The organism is Streptomyces sp. NBC_00212, from assembly GCF_045206365.1.
Lineage (GTDB): Bacteria > Actinomycetota > Actinomycetes > Streptomycetales > Streptomycetaceae > Streptomyces.
In genome coordinates this window covers 7,602,635-7,617,839 of record NZ_CP108115.1, presented here as the reverse complement: position 1 = coordinate 7,617,839, position 15,205 = coordinate 7,602,635, and the positions used below count along the sequence as shown (strand labels likewise).

At 71.1% G+C, this 15,205-nt stretch carries 12 protein-coding genes and 1 pseudogene; 6 read left to right on the top strand and 7 right to left on the bottom strand.

What is annotated here, in order from left to right; genetic code table 11:
• Window positions 1-195 precede the first annotated feature (195 nt).
• The 3 genes from OHA17_RS34740 to OHA17_RS34730 all read left to right on the top strand — a co-directional run bounded on the left by OHA17_RS34740 (window position 196) and on the right by OHA17_RS34730 (window position 3,335).
• A complete protein-coding gene (locus OHA17_RS34740) occupies window positions 196-1,566 on the top strand; it encodes a family 2B encapsulin nanocompartment shell protein (RefSeq protein ID WP_406510892.1) in 1,371 nt (456 codons plus the stop codon).
• Window positions 1,553-2,821, top strand: a complete 1,269-nt coding sequence (locus tag OHA17_RS34735) for a SufS family cysteine desulfurase (RefSeq protein WP_406509781.1) — start codon at window positions 1,553-1,555, stop codon at window positions 2,819-2,821. The genes OHA17_RS34740 and OHA17_RS34735 overlap by 14 nt, the downstream gene beginning before the upstream one ends.
• Window positions 2,822-2,984: 163 nt before the next feature.
• The gene (locus OHA17_RS34730) at window positions 2,985-3,335 is read left to right on the top strand and encodes an SH3 domain-containing protein (RefSeq protein WP_406509780.1); all 351 of its coding nucleotides are present in this window, start codon (window positions 2,985-2,987) and stop codon (window positions 3,333-3,335) included.
• Window positions 3,336-3,840: 505 nt separating this feature from the next.
• On the opposite strand, the gene OHA17_RS34725 is transcribed toward OHA17_RS34730, so the two are convergent.
• Window positions 3,841-4,722: an alpha/beta hydrolase gene (locus OHA17_RS34725; RefSeq protein WP_406509779.1), complete on the bottom strand. Its 882-nt coding sequence runs from the start codon at window positions 4,720-4,722 to the stop codon at window positions 3,841-3,843.
• Between the two features lie 323 nt (window positions 4,723-5,045).
• Between OHA17_RS34725 and OHA17_RS34720 the strand changes: the two are divergent.
• Together OHA17_RS34720 and OHA17_RS34715 are read left to right on the top strand one after the other, a co-directional pair.
• Window positions 5,046-6,668 (top strand): annotated as a pseudogene (locus OHA17_RS34720) (NPCBM/NEW2 domain-containing protein); the annotation flags it as partial.
• Window positions 6,660-7,124 (top strand): NPCBM/NEW2 domain-containing protein, encoded by a 465-nt coding sequence (locus OHA17_RS34715; RefSeq protein ID WP_406510891.1) that lies wholly within the window; start codon window positions 6,660-6,662, stop codon window positions 7,122-7,124. The pseudogene OHA17_RS34720 and the gene OHA17_RS34715, both read left to right, overlap by 9 nt.
• Window positions 7,125-7,225: 101 nt before the next feature.
• On the opposite strand, the gene OHA17_RS34710 is transcribed toward OHA17_RS34715, so the two are convergent.
• From OHA17_RS34710 to OHA17_RS34700, 3 genes are read right to left on the bottom strand one after another with little or no spacing between them, the layout of a single operon-like run.
• On the bottom strand, window positions 7,226-7,933 hold the full coding sequence (locus tag OHA17_RS34710; protein ID WP_406509778.1) for a class I SAM-dependent methyltransferase: 708 nt from the start codon (window positions 7,931-7,933) through the stop codon (window positions 7,226-7,228).
• A 31-nt stretch (window positions 7,934-7,964) separates the two neighbouring features.
• The gene (locus OHA17_RS34705; RefSeq protein WP_406509777.1) at window positions 7,965-8,762 is read right to left on the bottom strand and encodes a lysophospholipid acyltransferase family protein; all 798 of its coding nucleotides are present in this window, start codon (window positions 8,760-8,762) and stop codon (window positions 7,965-7,967) included.
• Window positions 8,759-9,553: a GNAT family N-acetyltransferase gene (locus OHA17_RS34700; RefSeq protein ID WP_406509776.1), complete on the bottom strand. Its 795-nt coding sequence runs from the start codon at window positions 9,551-9,553 to the stop codon at window positions 8,759-8,761. Before OHA17_RS34700 ends, OHA17_RS34705 begins: the two co-directional genes overlap by 4 nt.
• Before the next feature lie 326 nt (window positions 9,554-9,879).
• On the opposite strand from OHA17_RS34700, the gene OHA17_RS34695 reads away from it, so the two are divergent.
• Complete coding sequence (locus tag OHA17_RS34695) at window positions 9,880-11,358, top strand: peptidoglycan D,D-transpeptidase FtsI family protein (protein ID WP_406509775.1); 1,479 nt, start codon at window positions 9,880-9,882, stop codon at window positions 11,356-11,358.
• Window positions 11,359-11,391: 33 nt separating this feature from the next.
• On the opposite strand, the gene OHA17_RS34690 is transcribed toward OHA17_RS34695, so the two are convergent.
• From OHA17_RS34690 to OHA17_RS34680, 3 genes are all read right to left on the bottom strand, one after another.
• Entirely contained in the window at window positions 11,392-12,411 is a 1,020-nt protein-coding gene (locus tag OHA17_RS34690; RefSeq protein ID WP_406509774.1) for an alpha/beta fold hydrolase, read from the bottom strand.
• A 264-nt stretch (window positions 12,412-12,675) separates the two neighbouring features.
• A complete protein-coding gene (locus OHA17_RS34685) occupies window positions 12,676-13,863 on the bottom strand; it encodes a M6 family metalloprotease domain-containing protein (protein ID WP_406509773.1) in 1,188 nt (395 codons plus the stop codon).
• A 58-nt stretch (window positions 13,864-13,921) separates the two neighbouring features.
• Window positions 13,922-15,190, bottom strand: coding sequence for an alpha/beta fold hydrolase (locus OHA17_RS34680; RefSeq protein ID WP_406509772.1), 1,269 nt, complete (start codon window positions 15,188-15,190; stop codon window positions 13,922-13,924).
• Between the last annotated feature and the right edge of the window lie 15 nt (window positions 15,191-15,205).

The window sequence follows — 15,205 nt, the reverse complement described above, 5'->3', positions numbered from 1 at the left end:
GAATTGAGTCTCTTATGCCGTGAGCCGGATCCGCCCCGACCTGCGCCGGGGCGGTTTTTCGCGGCCTGTCCAGCGCCATTTCCGGCCTGCCGCTGGCACATGCCCCTTGTGGTGCCGTTATTCCAGGAACACGATCGGTCCTCGTCCAGCCCCATCGAGGAGGTACCGGTGAACGTTCCCGTGAATAACCAGCGGATGAGTCTCAGCCCGGACACGGCGCGCCAACTCGCCACCGCCACCAAGACCGTTCCGCAAATGCGCGGGATCACCCCGCGCTATCTGCTGCGCGCCCTGCCCTGGGTGGACGTCGAATCCGGCGTCTACCGGGTCAACCGCCGCCGCTCGTTCGTCCTGGGCGACGACCGGATCAGCACGTACGACGAGAGCGGCACCCCGCGCGTCATGCCGGGCGACCTGCGCGAGCTGCCCTACCTCTGCGACTGCGAGGACGCGCTGCTCGGCGAACTCGCGGGTGCCTTCACGCCGGTGACGTTCGACGCGGGCCAGGTCCTCATGCAGGAGGGCGACCCGGCCGACCGGCTGTGGATCCTGGTGCAGGGCCGCGCGGAGAAGCGCGTCACCGGCCGGTACGGCGAGGACGCGCTGCTGGAAGTCGCGGGCGACGGGCAGTTCTTCGACCTCGACGCGTGGACCCGCGGCGAGCCGATGCCGTACCGCGTCAAGGCGCTCACCCCGGGCACCGCACTGTGCGCCGACCGCGCCGCGCTCGCCCAACTCGCCGACCGCAGTGAGCAGTTACGCACCGCGATCGACGCGTTCTCCTCGGGCGACGGCGTCAAGCCGGGCTCGGAGGCGCCCATCGACCTCAGCTCCGGGCACGTAGGCGAGGTCGATCTGCCCGGCACGTACGTCGACTACGAGGACGCGCCGCGCGAGTACCACATGACATTGGCCCAAACAGTGTTGCGCGTCCACACCCGGGTCGCCGACCTCTACAACGGGCCGATCGATCAGACCCGCGCCCAGTCCAACCTGACGGTGCAGGCGCTCCGAGAGCGGCAGGAGGCGGCCCTGCTCAACCACCCCGAGTTCGGCCTTCTGAACAACGTGTCCGCAGGTCAGCGCGTGCAGTCCCGCACCGGTTCGCCGACCCCCGACGACCTCGACGAGCTGCTCGCCAAGGTGTGGAAGCAGCCGGGGTTCTTCGTCGCGCACCCGAAGGCGATAGCCGCGTTCGGCCGCGAGTGCACCCGGCGGGGTGTGCCGCCGGTGACCGACACCCGCTTCGGCAGCCCGCTGCTCACCTGGCGCGGGGTGCCGCTGCTGCCCTCCGACAAGGTCAGGTTCTCCGGCGGCGGCAGCGTCGGCACCACGGAGATCCTGCTCATGCGCACGGGCGAGGCCGAGCAGGGCGTGGTCGGACTGCGCCCGGCCGGGGTGCCCGACGAGGTCGAACCCGGCCTGTCCATGCGGAACATGGGGGTCGACCAGAAGGGCATCACCTCGTACCTGATGACCGCGTACTTCAACACGGCCGTCCTGGTGGAGGACGCCATCGCGGTGCTGCAGAACGTCGAGGTGTCCAACTACCATGACTACTCCTGACGTCACGGAACGGACCGCTCTGCCGGGCCGCCAACCGGGCGGGTTCACACCGGAGTCGGCGCGCAAGGACTTCCCGATCCTGCACCGCACGGTCAACGGGCATCCGCTGGTCTGGCTCGACAACGCGGCCACCACCCAGAAACCCCGCCAGGTGATCGAGGCGCTCGCCGGCTACTACAGCGCGTCGAACTCCAACATCCACCGGGGCGCGCACACCATGGCCCGCGAGGCCACCGAGATGTACGAGGCGGGCCGGGCGGCCGTCGCGGACTTCCTGGGCGCGCCGTCCCCCGATTCCATCGTGTTCGTACGGGGCACGACGGAGGCCGTCAACCTGGTCGCGCAGAGCTGGGGGCGGGCGAATCTGGGCCCCGGCGACGACATCCTCGTACCGGTCCTTGAGCACCATTCGGACATCGTCCCTTGGCAGTTGATCGCCAAGGAGACCCGGGCACGGGTCGTCCCGGTCCCGCTCCTCCCGGACGGGCAGATCGACCAGAACGCGTACGCCGACCTGCTCTCCTCGCGCACCCAGCTCGTCGCGATCAGCCAGGCCTCGAACGTGCTCGGCACGGTTCCGCCGGTGCGCGAGATGACCGCGCTCGCACACCGCTACGGGGCGAAGGTGCTGGTCGACGGCGCGCAGGCGGTCGCCCACATGCCCGTCGACGTGATGGACCTGGACGCCGACTTCTACGCCTTCTCCGGACACAAGCTGTACGCCCCGACGGGCATCGGCGCGCTCTACGTCAAGCCGGAGGTCCTCGCGGGCCTGCGGCCCTGGCAGGGCGGCGGCAACATGATCGACTCGGTGTCCTTCGAGCGCACCACCTTCGCCCCGGTCCCGCACCTCATGGAGGCCGGCACCGGCAACATCGCGGGCGTCGTCGGGCTGCTCGCCGCGCTGAACTGGTTCACGTCCTTCGACCGGGCCGCGGTCGCGGCGTACGAGGACGGGCTCACGGCGTACGCGCAGCAGGCCATGGCGATGGTGCCGGGTCTGGAGATCCTGGGGTCGGCGCCCGGCCGGATCGCGGTGCTCACGTTCACCATGGCGAGCCACGACCCGGCGGCGATCGCCTCCTGGCTGGACCGCGACGGCATCGCGATCCGGGCCGGCCACCACTGCGCGCAGCCGGCCCTGGCCCACTACGGCCTGGAGTCGGCGGCCCGCGCCTCCTTCGCCCTGTACAACACCCCGGAGGAGGTGGACGAGCTGGTGACGTCGCTGCTGAGCCTCCAGGGCTCGGCCTGACGTTCCGCACCGGCGCATCCCATGGCCCCGTACCGCAGCGGTACGGGGCCGTGGACCTTGTGGACCTTAAGGGGTGGACGCTCGGGTCGCATCCCGCGTGGACCGGGTGTGTGATGGGAGGACGTGTCGATCCCAGGGGCGGAAGTGACGAAGGGAGTCGCCCATGCACACCGGACGCACACGTCGAGCGGTGGGCGCGGGCCTGCTCACCTGCGGCCTTTCCGTGGGCAGCATCGCCATGGCGGTCACCGCCGCCGCGGCTCCGGCCCACCATGGCGACGACGGGCCCGTGTGGGGCACGGTGACCTCACGCATCGAACTGAACATCCGCGACGAGCCGAACCTGCGCGCCGATGTGGCGACGAGCCTGTCACCGGGCGACCAGGACCGCCTTGAGTGCAAGACACACGGCCAGAACGTGCACGGCACGAGTTGGTGGTACTGGCTGCATGGCGCCCGGGGCTGGGCGAGCGCGGCGTACGTCGACGCGGAGGGGCACGTGCCGGACTGCTGACCGACCCCCTCGGCGGGGCCAGGCGCCAGCTCCCCGGGGCTGCGCCCCGAACCCCCGACGCCGCTTCAGTCTGCGGCGCGTGGGTGGCTGGTCGCGCCCACGCGGCGGAGCCGCACAATGTCACAGTCCCGCGCCCCTCAGCAGGATGCCGAGCGGCCTTCCCTGGGCTGCGGCCCGAACTTCCAACGGCCGTCAGCATGCGGGCCGTCGTGGCTGGTCGCTCCCCCAAGTTCTCGGCTTCGCTCGAACAGGGGGGACCCCCATCGCGGCGGAGCCGCACAATGTCACAGTCCCGCGCCCCTATCAGCATCGCGGTGCTGGCAAGGTCGAGCATCTTCAGCCCGTCCGGCGTTTGAGGACGAGCGCCCTTAAGGCGCGAACGGGGTCTGGGGCGGAGCCCCAGGAAACGGGCCTTTGCTTCTCTCCCCACCCCCGGAGGGTTTCGGGGAGGGGCGGGGTGGGGGAAACAACCCACCCGCCGGGGCTGCCGCGATCTGACGCCCCGTCAACCCCGCAGGCACTCCTCAAGGAACCCCAGCGCCCTGAGGTGATAGGCCCGGGCAGCCCAGCCGAGGCTCAGGTTGTGCCCCGCCGCCGGCTGCCGCTCGACGAGGACCCGCGGCGCCCCGCCGAGCAGGGCCGAGAGGTCGGCCAGATCCTCGTCCCCGTGCCGCCACCACGCCTCGTGCTCCGCGAAGGTGAGCCGGACCGGGATCCGTATGCGGGCCAGCACTTCGTCGCAGGTGCGGGTCCACCCGATGACGGCGGCCAGTTCGCGCACCGGCATGGGCGAGAGGGCCGCCTGGGTGGCACGGAAGGTGCCCGGCGGATACAGCTGAGGCGGGCCCCAGTTGCGCAGCATCAGGAGGGCGTCGCGGTCCTGGCCGTCGGCGGCGGGGTCCAGGGCGAGCCGGTGGCCGCAGCCGGAGACGTCCACGCCGAGAAAGTCGTGGGGGTGTTCGGCGTCACCGGCCATCGTCAGGGCGAGCTTGCCGCCCCAGGAATGGGCGAGGAGGAAGAAGCCGTCGCCCGTGGCGTGCTGGGCGGCGAAGGCCGCGACAGCGGCACGTACGGCCTCCGCCTGTTCGGCGAGCGCCTGCCCCTGCGGGAACCGCGCGGCGGAGGCACCGTAACCGGGGCGGTCCAGGGCGAGGACGGTGAACCCGAGTGCGGCGCCGAGGGTCATGAGGGAGACGTCGGGGTGGGCCGTTCCGTCGAAGTAGCCGGAGGTGATTCCGCCGCCGTGCAGCGCCAACACGACGGCGCGTGGCGGGAGTTGAGCGGGCTCGCCCAGCAGGGCGGACAGCGTGGTGCCCGCCGCGTGCAGGGTGATGCGGCGTACCCCGGCCGAGCGGGCAGCCCTGGGTGGAGTGCTGGTCTCGATCATGCTTGGGCCCCTTCCGTCCGCGTACAGTCAAGCGGATCGCGGACGGCCCCCGGTCGAGCCCCCCGTGTCCGCGCGGCCCGGCCACGACCCGCGTCGGCTTCGCCCCGTGTTCCTACCGGCCCGCCCGCGCGCCCGCGCGGGACCCGCCGAGCCAGGAGGGGCACTTTCGCGACTCCCTGTCCGCTTCTCTTGACATGCACTTGTCCGACCGCTGAGATGTGGTTGCTTTCGTTCGACACCGTTCGTTTGTGCGCCAATTACCCTCACCGGAGCCGCACTTGACTGCCGAACTGCACAACTTCAGACAGCGCCTGACCGCCACCCTGGGCACCCTCGCTCTCGTCGCGGGCGGTGTGACGGTCGCCGTGGAGGTCGCGGCCGCGCCACCGGCCGCAGCCGTGGAAAATGGTCTGGCGCGTACCCCGCAGATGGGGTTCAACAACTGGAACTCCACGCACTGCCGTGCCGAGTTCAACGAGTCGATGGTCGAGGGCATCGCGGACGCCTTCGTCGCGCAGGGCCTGAAGGACGTCGGCTACACCTACGTCAACATCGACGACTGCTGGGCGCTGCCCAACCGGGACGCCTCCGGCAACCTCGTCCCCGACCCGGTGCGCTTCCCGCACGGCATCAAGGCGGTCGCGGACTACGTGCACGCCAAGGGCCTCAAATTCGGGCTCTATTCCAGCGCGGGCACCAAGACGTGCGACACCCAGGGCTTCCCCGGCGGCCTGGGGCACGAGCAGCAGGACGCCGACCTGTGGGCGTCGTGGGGTGTCGACTACCTCAAGTACGACAACTGCAACAACACCGGCGCCGACGCCAAGCAGCGCTACAAGGCCATGGGCGACGCACTCAAGGCCACCGGCCGGCCCATCCTCTACAGCATCTGCGAGTGGGGCTCCAACCAGCCCTGGAACTGGGCGTCCGGCACCGGCAACTCCTGGCGCACCACGGGCGACATCAGCGACTCCTGGTCGAGCATGATCGGCATCGCGCACCAGAACCAGTCGCTCGCCCCGTACGCCGGCCCCGGCGGCTGGAACGACCCGGACATGCTGGAGGTCGGCAACGGTGGCATGACGGACACCGAGTACCGCACGCACTTCAGTCTGTGGTCGCAGATGGCGGCGCCGCTGCTCATCGGCAGCGATCTGCGCAACCCGAGCGCGGCCACGCTCGCCGTCCTCAAGAACACCGACGTCATCGCGGTCGACCAGGACCCGCTCGGCAAGCAGGGCACGGTGGTGTCGAGCTCCGGCGGCCTGGTCGTGATGTCCAAACCCCTTGCGGACGGCGGCCGTTCGGTCACCCTCACCAACGAGAACACGTCGGCCCAGACCGTCTCGACGACGGTCGACGCCCTCGGCATCGGCGGCGCGTCCTCGTACGTGCTCAAGGACCTGTGGTCCAAGCAGACGAGCAGCACCACGGGCGCCATCAGCGCGTCGGTGCCCGCGCACGGCACGGTGATGTACCGGGTGACGCCGGGCACGCCGGTGCCGCCGCCGACCGGGCTCAACCAGCTCAGCGACCTGCCGTGGACATCGGCCGTGAACGGCTGGGGCCCGGTCGAGCGCGACCACAGCAACGGCGAACAGGCCGCGGGCGACGGCAGAACCCTCACCATCGGCGGCACCACGTACCCCAAGGGCCTCGGCACCCACGCGGCATCGGACATCACGTACTACCTGGGCGGCCGCTGCCGCTCGCTGGGTGTCGACGTGGGCGTGGACGACGAGTCCACGGCGGGCGGTTCGGTCGCCTTCCGGATCTACCGCGACGACACGCTCGTGGCCGACAGCGGGCTGCGCACCGCGAACGATCCGCCCAAGCATCTGACGGCGGACCTCGGCGGCGGCGCCAAGCTGCGGCTCGTCGTCACCGATGGCGGCGACGGCATCACCTACGACCATGCCGACTGGGCGGACCCCCAACTGGCCTGCGGCCAGGGCCCGTCGGCGGGCACGCACGCGCTCAGCGACCTGACGTGGACCTCGGCGGCCAACGGCTGGGGACCCGTCGAGCGCGACCGCAGCAACGGCGAACAGGCCGCGGGCGACGGCAAGACCCTCACCATCGGCGGCACCACGTACCCCAAGGGCCTCGGCACCCACGCGGCGTCCACGGTGACGTACTACCTCGGCGGCACCTGCACCGCGTTCAAGGCGAGCGTGGGCGTCGACGACGAGGTGGGCGCGAAGGGCTCGGTCGACTTCCAGGTGTACCGGGACGGGGCACTCGCCACCGACAGCGGCAAGGTCACCGGCGCGGACGCGGCCAAGGCGATCAGCGCCGACGTCAGTGGCGCGAACGAACTGAAGCTGGTCGTGACGGACTCCGGCGACGGGGTCGACTACGACCACGCCGACTGGGCCGCGCCTCAACTCACCTGTTCCTGACGGTGGTTGAGACGGCATAGGGAAATCGGTTCGGGGCCTCGTCCGCGCGGGCGAGGCCCCTTCCTTCTCGGGCCCTATATGGTCGCGTTCTTTCTTGGGCCCTATTTGGTCGCGACCACGAGCCGGGCGCGCGGGCTGCCGTCCCTGCGGCGGCCGAGCTCCTCCAGGGCGTACAGCTCCACACCGAAGCCGGCGGCCGCGAGTTCCTGTCGTACGTCCGAGAGGCGGAACCCGCGGTAGTACATGACGAACGGGGGACGCCACAGGGCGTTGCGCACCCGCATCGCCGTGTCGAAGCCGAGCAGGGCGAGGTGGCCGGGGCTGCCGGGCCGGAACGGGGCCACCACCGGGAACGCGAACCGGCCGCCCGGCCGCAGCGCGGTGTACACCCGGGCGAACAGGTTCGGCCGCTCCTTGGGCAGGAAGTGCCCGAACGCCCCGAAGCTGACGGCCAGATCGAACCCGTCGCGCAGCGGCAATGCCCGCGCGTCGGCCCGCACCAAGGTGGCCTCCGGGTGCGCGCGGGCGGCGACCGCCAGCATCCCGGCGCTGATGTCGACCCCGGTGACGCCCTCCCGGCACACCTTGCCGAGCACGTCGAGGCCCGCGCCGGTGCCGCAGCACAGGTCGAGACCCCGGCCGAAGGGGCCGAGCCCGTCGAGCACGCCGGCCACGGAGGCGAGGATCACCTCCGGCGTGCGGAACGGGGTGTGGTCGAACTTCGGCGCCAGGAGGTCGTAGCCGTGCTCGACGGACGACAGCGCCTGGACGGCGAGCTCACGGAGGGTGGGGCCCTGGGGTGCGAACATGGCTGCCCAGCTTAGAGGGCCGCTGGATTTTTCAGGCGAGTACGTACGGCTCGGCGTGGGCGGGTGGACGGGTGCCGCGGACGGCCGCGCGGGCCTCGGCGGCCAGAGTGCGGCGGTCGGTGCCGCGCAGCGCCGGATGCGCGGTGACCCGTACGCTCAGGCCGCGCGCGGCGGCGACCCGGCGCAGGGAGGTCGTGAAGTCGTCGCCACCGAGGAAGGCCGCGACGGTGCTGGGGGCGCCTCGCTGGAGGTAGTCGACGGTCATCGGCCGCACCGGAGCGCCCGCGTCGACGGCCGCCTGGAACGCGGCCCGCCGGAACCGGCCGCCCGAGACGGTGCACCACGTCGTCGCCTGCGGGAAGACGAGCACGGACCGGCCCGAGCGCAGACTGGCCGCCAACTCGGCGACGACGGACGGGAGTTCGCGTACGGCGCCCCGGTCGATGAAGCGGGTGCCGATCCGGCGGGCGAGCGTACCGACCACCGGCCACTGGCCCACTTCCCGTTTGGCGAGGACGGTGACCGGCTCGACGGCGAGGAGTGCGACGGCGTCGAGCCAGGAGATGTGGTTGGCGACGAGCAGCGCCCCACGGGTGTGCTCGCGCGGCGTCGGCCCGGATTCGAGCCGTACGCCCAGGGCGTCCAGGACGGCACGGGCCTGGGTGCGCAGGGTGTGGGGGTCGGCGATCCGCTCCCCCATCGCCACGCTGCGGATCAGCGTGTGGGTGAGCGCCGCGTACCGGCGGGCGCTCTCGGTCAGCGGCACCCGAGGCGACGTGTCGCGCACGCAGTCCGGGGTGCAGGGCGCCTCCACCGACCAGGGGTTCATCGGGCGTCCCCCAGGAAGTAGCGGCGGTAGCGGTCGCCGAGCCGGTCCATGTCGAGCAGCACGAAGAAGTCGGCCACATTGAACTCGGGGTCGTATGTGGGCGCCCCACACATCCAGGCGCCGAGCCGGAAGTAGCCGCGCAGGAGCGGCGGCAGGTCGGCATAGCTGGGGCGGCCTTCCGCCGGTCCTGCGGGCAGCCAGGGACGGTGGGGGTGTACGCGCAGCTCGGGCGGTGAGGAGTGCTTGGCGTTGCCGAGCAGCCAGGCGCTGGAGGCGGCGGCGCCCCCGTCGGCGAGCGGCACGGACGCGCAGCCCGCCAGATAGCGGTGGCCCGAGAGCAGGACGTAGCGGGCGAGCGCCGACCACATCAGGTTGATGACCGCGCCCGAACGGTGGTCGGGGTGCACACAGGAACGCCCCGCCTCGATCATCGAGGGGCGCAGCGCGTCGAGCGCTCCAAGGTCGAACTCGCCCTCGCTGTACGTGTGTTGGGTCCGTCCGGGAGGCAGCAGCCGGTACGTCCCGACCACGTCGCCGGTCGAGGTGTCGGTGACGATCAGGTGGTCGGCGAACGCGTCGAAGGCGTCGATGTCGTGGCCGGGCAGCGCAGTGGCGAGGGTGGCGCCCATCTCCTCGCCGAAGACGCGGTACCGCAGCCGCTGGGCGGCCCGGATCTGTTCCTCGGAGTCCGCGATGGAGGTGACGTAGGAGTCGGTGGCCGTGGGTGCGGTGGATATCGAGAGCATGGGTGTGGCGTTCTCCGCGACGTGGTGCACAGTCGAATCCCTCATGTGGTTTCCGCATGGGCTTCCGCGCAGTGAGTATGGGATCGCCATATGTGCTCCGGGTGAATTGCACACGACGCGGCGTCGGGCATTGCCCGGCTCGAAGGCGCCCGGAATCCGGCCCGCCCCGGTGCGCACGATGACCGCTTTATGACCCTTCCGTAACAGCCACACCGCCGGGATTCACCCGCCATACGCTCGTGACCTGCACCGATAGGTGGATCGCTATGGCCTGGGCGCGCTGAACGCTCTTGGACACCGAGGTGCCGTACCTGTTCTGCTGATCACTACATGTCCGGTTCAACCCCATTCGGTACGTCTCTGGGAGCGTGATGAACAAGCCGCTGCGGCACATAGCCGTCTTCTGCGGGGTACTGGTGCTCGCCCTGCTGGTCCGGGCGACGTGGGTCCAGTTCGTGAAGAGCGACACCCTGGCCAATGACTCGAACAACCGGCGGGTGCAAATCGACGCGTTCTCGCAGCCGCGCGGCGACATCGTCGTCGGCGGGCAGCCGATCACGGGGTCGGTGGAGACCCCGGGTTCCGACTTCAAGTACAAGCGGACCTACAAGGACGGCCCGATGTACGCGCCGGTCACCGGCTACCTCTCCCAGGCGCAGGGCGCGACCTTCCTGGAGGGCGTGCACGCGAAAGTGATGAACGGCAAGGACGACCGGTTGTTCTTCGACCGGGCCAAGTCCCTGTTCACCGGGGAGACCCCGCGCGGCGGCGATGTGATCACCACCATCGACCCGGCCGCGCAGAAGGCCGCGTACAAGGGGCTGACGGACCTCAAGGCGAAGGGCGCCGTGGTCGCCCTCGATCCCCGCTCCGGCAAGATCCTCGCGATGGTCAGCACGCCCTCGTACGATCCCTCGGTCTTCGCCGGGATCTCGTCGAAGGAGGGCAAGGAGTTCAAGAAGCTCGACGCCGACAAGAACAAGCCGCTCAACAACCGGGCGATCCGCGAGGTCTACCCGCCTGGCTCGACCTTCAAGATCCTCACTGCGGCCGCCGCCATCGAGCACGGCGTCGTGACGGACATCAACGCCCCCATGCCGGACGCCCCGGCGCCGTACACCCTGCCGCTCAGCTCCACTCAGGTCGGCAACGACGTGGACAACTCGCTGTGCAACAAGGTGTCCATGAAGACCGGCATGCAGTGGTCCTGCAACAACGTGTTCCTTGAGGCCGCGCTCAAGACGGGCAAGGACAAGATGCGCGAGACGGCTGAGAAGTTCGGCTTCAACCACGAGCAGTTCACGCCGGTCAGGACCGCGAAGAGCGGCTACCCCGACAAGCTCGACAAGCCGCAGACGGCGCTGACCGGCATGGGCCAGGGCAGCCTCACCAGCACCCCGCTCCAGATGGCCATGGTGACCGCGGGCATCGCCAACGACGGCAAGGTCATGAAGCCGTACATGGTCGACGAACTGCGCGGCCCCGACCTCGCCACCTTGGAGAAGGCCAAGCCCGAGGTGCTCAACCAGGCCGTCTCGGAGAGCACCGCGAAGAAGGTGCAGGAAATGATGGAGTTCACCGCGAGCGACGGCACCGCGCAGAAGGTCAAGATGGCGGGCGTCACCGTCGGGGGCAAGACCGGCACCGCCCAGCACGGCGCCGATGTGCGCGAGCAGCGCCCGTACGCCTGGTTCGTCTCGTACGCCAAGCAGAGCGACGGCACCTCGCCGGTGGCGGTGGCGGTCTTCGTCGACCCGTCGGACATGGACATCCAGCGCTCCGAGATCGCGGGTGGCAAGTTGGGCGCGCCGATCGCGAAGTCGGTGATGGAGGCGGTCATGAAGAAGTGACGGGGCGGCGCCCGTAAGGGGCGGATGGCGAAGCTATGTCGCGCTGCGCTCGCTCTCCACCCTCAACTCCCTTTCCACCACGGCCTCGTAGGCGGGGTCGGGCGCGGCGACAGCGGTACCGAACCGCCCCGCGCGCAGCAGGGCGTGCCAGCGTTCGGCGCTCCAGTCGGCGGGCGGGGTCGTTTCGATGAAGTCCTCGACGAGGGCGAGGAAGCGGGCCGGGTCGGTGTGGAAGGGGAAGTGCCCGGCCCCTTCGAATATTTCGAGCCGGCTGCCCGGCATCGCCGCGTGCGCGCGGTGGGCGTGCGTGTCCGGGACGACGCTGTCGCGCGAGCCCCAGATCAGCATCGTGGGCATGCCCTGGGTCAGATAGCAGCGGTCCAGCATGGTGACGACTTGGCCGCGCCAGTCGACGACCGCGCGCAGGGTGCGGACGAAGACGCTGCGGGACCGGGCGTCGGGCAGCGCGTCCACCAGGCCGAGGAGGTCCGGGGCGTCCTGCCCGAGGTCGCTGTCGAGCAGCCGCATCAGCTCGATGACGAGCCGGGCCGGCCGGCGCATCGCGGGCCGGGAGAGCAGCGCGAGCATCAGCTCGGCGCCGGGCAGCGCCGCGGCGCGCAGGACCGGGTTGACCTCGCGGCCCACTCCCCCGGCGCCGACCAGGACGAGGCGTTCGGTCAACTCCGGGTACTGGTAGGCGAATTGCATGACTACGCCGCCGCCGAGCGAGTGCCCGACGAGGGTGGCCCGTTCGATGCCGAGGACGCCGAGCAGATCGCGGACGCCGTTGGCGTAGGCGGCCACCGAGTAGTCGGCGCGCGGTTTGTCGGAGGCGCCGTGGCCGAGCAGGTCGGGCGCGAGGACGGTGTAGCGGCGGGCGAGGCCGGGGATCAGCTCGGCCCAGGTGGCCGAGGAGTCGCCGATGCCGTGGATCAGCACGACGGGTGGCCCCTCGCCCGTGATGCGGTACGCCCGGCGGTATCCGTGCACCACGCGGTGGCGCAGTCGCACGTCCTGGTCGCCCACCGGGCGCAGCCTTGTGCCAGTAGCCATCGACAACCTCCCCGATCACGCCCGCACCACGTCCCCGTGCGCGCTCCCCGTCAGCGTTCCCCGTCAGCGTTCCCCGCAACGAGCGTAGAACCAGTGGCGCCTGCTCGATTACCAGCAGATTTCGCCACGGACAAGCCCCACCCTCGCACCTTTCCGCCAGGCACGCTTCAGCGGCGCGCCGAGCGGGCGTCCTCACAACTGCCGTATGTCTACGGTGAGTTGGCGCACCCGCCACTTTTCCCCCGCCCTGCCCCCGTCCTTCGGTCACCTCATACTGATGCGCACGGTGTCCCCCAGCCCGCCTCCCGCGAGGACGTCGACGCGGGCGCCCGTGTCGGGGTCGGTGAAGGTCTGGCCCGGCTTGTACGCGGCCAGGTCGAGCTGGGTGCAGCCGGCGGGCGGGGTGGCCGTCGGGTTCGCGTTCATGATCCTCAGCGGCCCGTCGCCGGTCTGCGCGGCGGAGTCGACCTTGTAGATGAGCACGCCGGTCGAGCAGGCGGAGCTGTCGTTGCCCTCGGCCCGGCGGGACTCCGCGACGTACGCCGTCGTCGCGCCGGTGCGCAGGACGGCGATCTTGGTGCCGCCGGGCCGTTCCACCGGGGTCAGCCGTATGGTGCGGCGACCGGCCGCGGGGAGGCAGGCCACCTGGTCGTCGCGGGTCCAGCCGAGCTTCCAGGACTGCCAGCCGAGGTACTGCGGCGCGGGTCCGGCGATGTTGCCCATGACGTCCCAGCCGCCGACGTACTGGTGGGTGGCGCCGGTGAAGGAGTACAGGTCCGGGAGACCGAAGGTGTGGGAGGTCTCGTGGTCGGCGACCTTCGGGCCCCAGTGCCACATGTCCTGGCCGAAGGTGACCGCCCACTTGAGCCGGACGCCGTCGGCGGTGACGCCGGGTGTGGTCGGATCGTAGAGGTACGTCGGCGAGAAGGAGATCGCGGCCGCCGCCTTGGTGGGAACGACATAGACCATGTCGTAGCGGGAGAAGTCCGCGTACGGATCGGCGGCGCCGATCGCGTCCCGTACGTACTTCTCATGGGCCTCGAAGGTGAGGCCGCGCGCGAATCCGTACGAGGCCGAATCCGCCGGCATCCGGATCCAGCGGTTCAACGAGCTGATCGCGAGGCGGGAGCGGCCGTAGCTGGCCTTGGCCATCCAGTCGGCGGCGGGGGCGAGTTGGGCGGCGTAGGCGGCCGTGGAGTCGGTGGCCGGCGCGTCCGGGAAGTCTACGAACAGCGTCAGTACGCGGTGGGTGCCGGTGGCGGGCTGGAACTGGACGCGGTCCGTGCCGTGCCCCTCGTCCGTCCAGCCGGTTTGGCCGGGAAGCGCACAACTCTCCCTGGAATGCGGGGAGTTGGTCGGGGCGGCCGCGGTCGCCGTCGCGGGGGCGGCGAGGCACGGGAGGAGCGCGAAGGCCGCGGCGAGCGGGCGCAGACGGGGCGGCAGGGCAGGCATGATTCTCCCATCGGGGGGGGTGTCCCATCGGGGGGTGGGGGGTGCGGGGCGTGACGGTTCAGGCTCGGCCCGCGGCCAGGTCCATGAGGCCGGCCAGCACGCGGCCCCCGGAGGCCGAGACACCGTCGTGCTCCCACTCGTTGGTGACCCAGACGCGGGTGGCGCCGACCTCGCGGGCGGTGCGCAGGGAGAGCCCGGCGTCCACGTACATGTCGTCGTGGTAGACGATCGCGGCGACGGGGACCTCGTTGGCGGCGAGCCGGTCCGGGTCGTACAGGGGACGCCAGTCGGTGCGGGCGGCCAGCAGGTCCGCGGCGTCCCCGAAGGGGCGCAGGCCCGCGATCTCCCGGACCATCCAGGGGTACATCATCTCGCCGGTGAGCAGGAGCGGGTCCGCGTCCTCGGCGAACTCGGGGAAGCCGGCGAGCGCGCGGTCGGCCGCCCAGCCGGTCGGGCCGCCCGCACCCTGCGCGAAGAGCGACTCCTGCATGACGACGAACAGCGGGTTGTCGGCGAAGCCGGTGAGGCCCATCACCTGGTGGAGGAAGGTGGGGGTCAACTCGCCCTCCGCGTCCAGGGCTTCGTCGAGGAGCCAGTGCAGCCGCTCGAACCCGTCGCCCATGCCCAGGGCGAGGCCGAGGGTGCGCAGGCGGCGGACGGTGAGCCTGTCCCCGTCGGGCAGCCGGACGTCGGTCGCGGCGAGCAGGTCCGCGATCTCGCGAAGGCGCGTGGCGTCGTCCGGATAGCGGGCGTAGAAGTCGAGGACGCGGTCGCGCACGCGGGGGTAGGTGCGCGCGTACACGTCGTCGGCCGTGGCGGCGAGGCCGGGCAGACCGCCGGTCACGTAGCACGCCCGCAGCCCTTCGGGCGCCTGCGACAGGTAGGTGAGGGTGATGAAGCCGCCGTAGCTCTGGCCGAGCGTCTCCCAGGGTTCGCCGTCGCACAGTTCCCGGCGGATCAGCTCGGCGTCCGCCACGATCGCGTCGGCACGGAAGTGACCGAGGTACGTGGCGAGTTGGGCGGGCGAGGCGAAACGGGCGGCCGCTCGGGCGGTGACGGGGGTGGAGCGGCCGGTACCGCGCTGGTCGAGGAGGAGCACCCGGTGGGTCTTGAGCGCCTGGGGAAGCCAGCCGGGCGAACCCGCCGAGGGGCGGGGCGACTTGCCGCCGGGCCCGCCCTGAAGGTAGAGCAGCCAGGGCAGGCGCTCGCCGGCCCGGCTGCGGTCGGCGACCTCGCGGGCAAAGACCTCGATGGTCGGGCCGTGCGGGGCCGCGTGGTCCAGCGGGACGGTGAAGACGTGGTCGACAGTCGCGTACGCGGGGTTCATGGATTCCTCACCGTC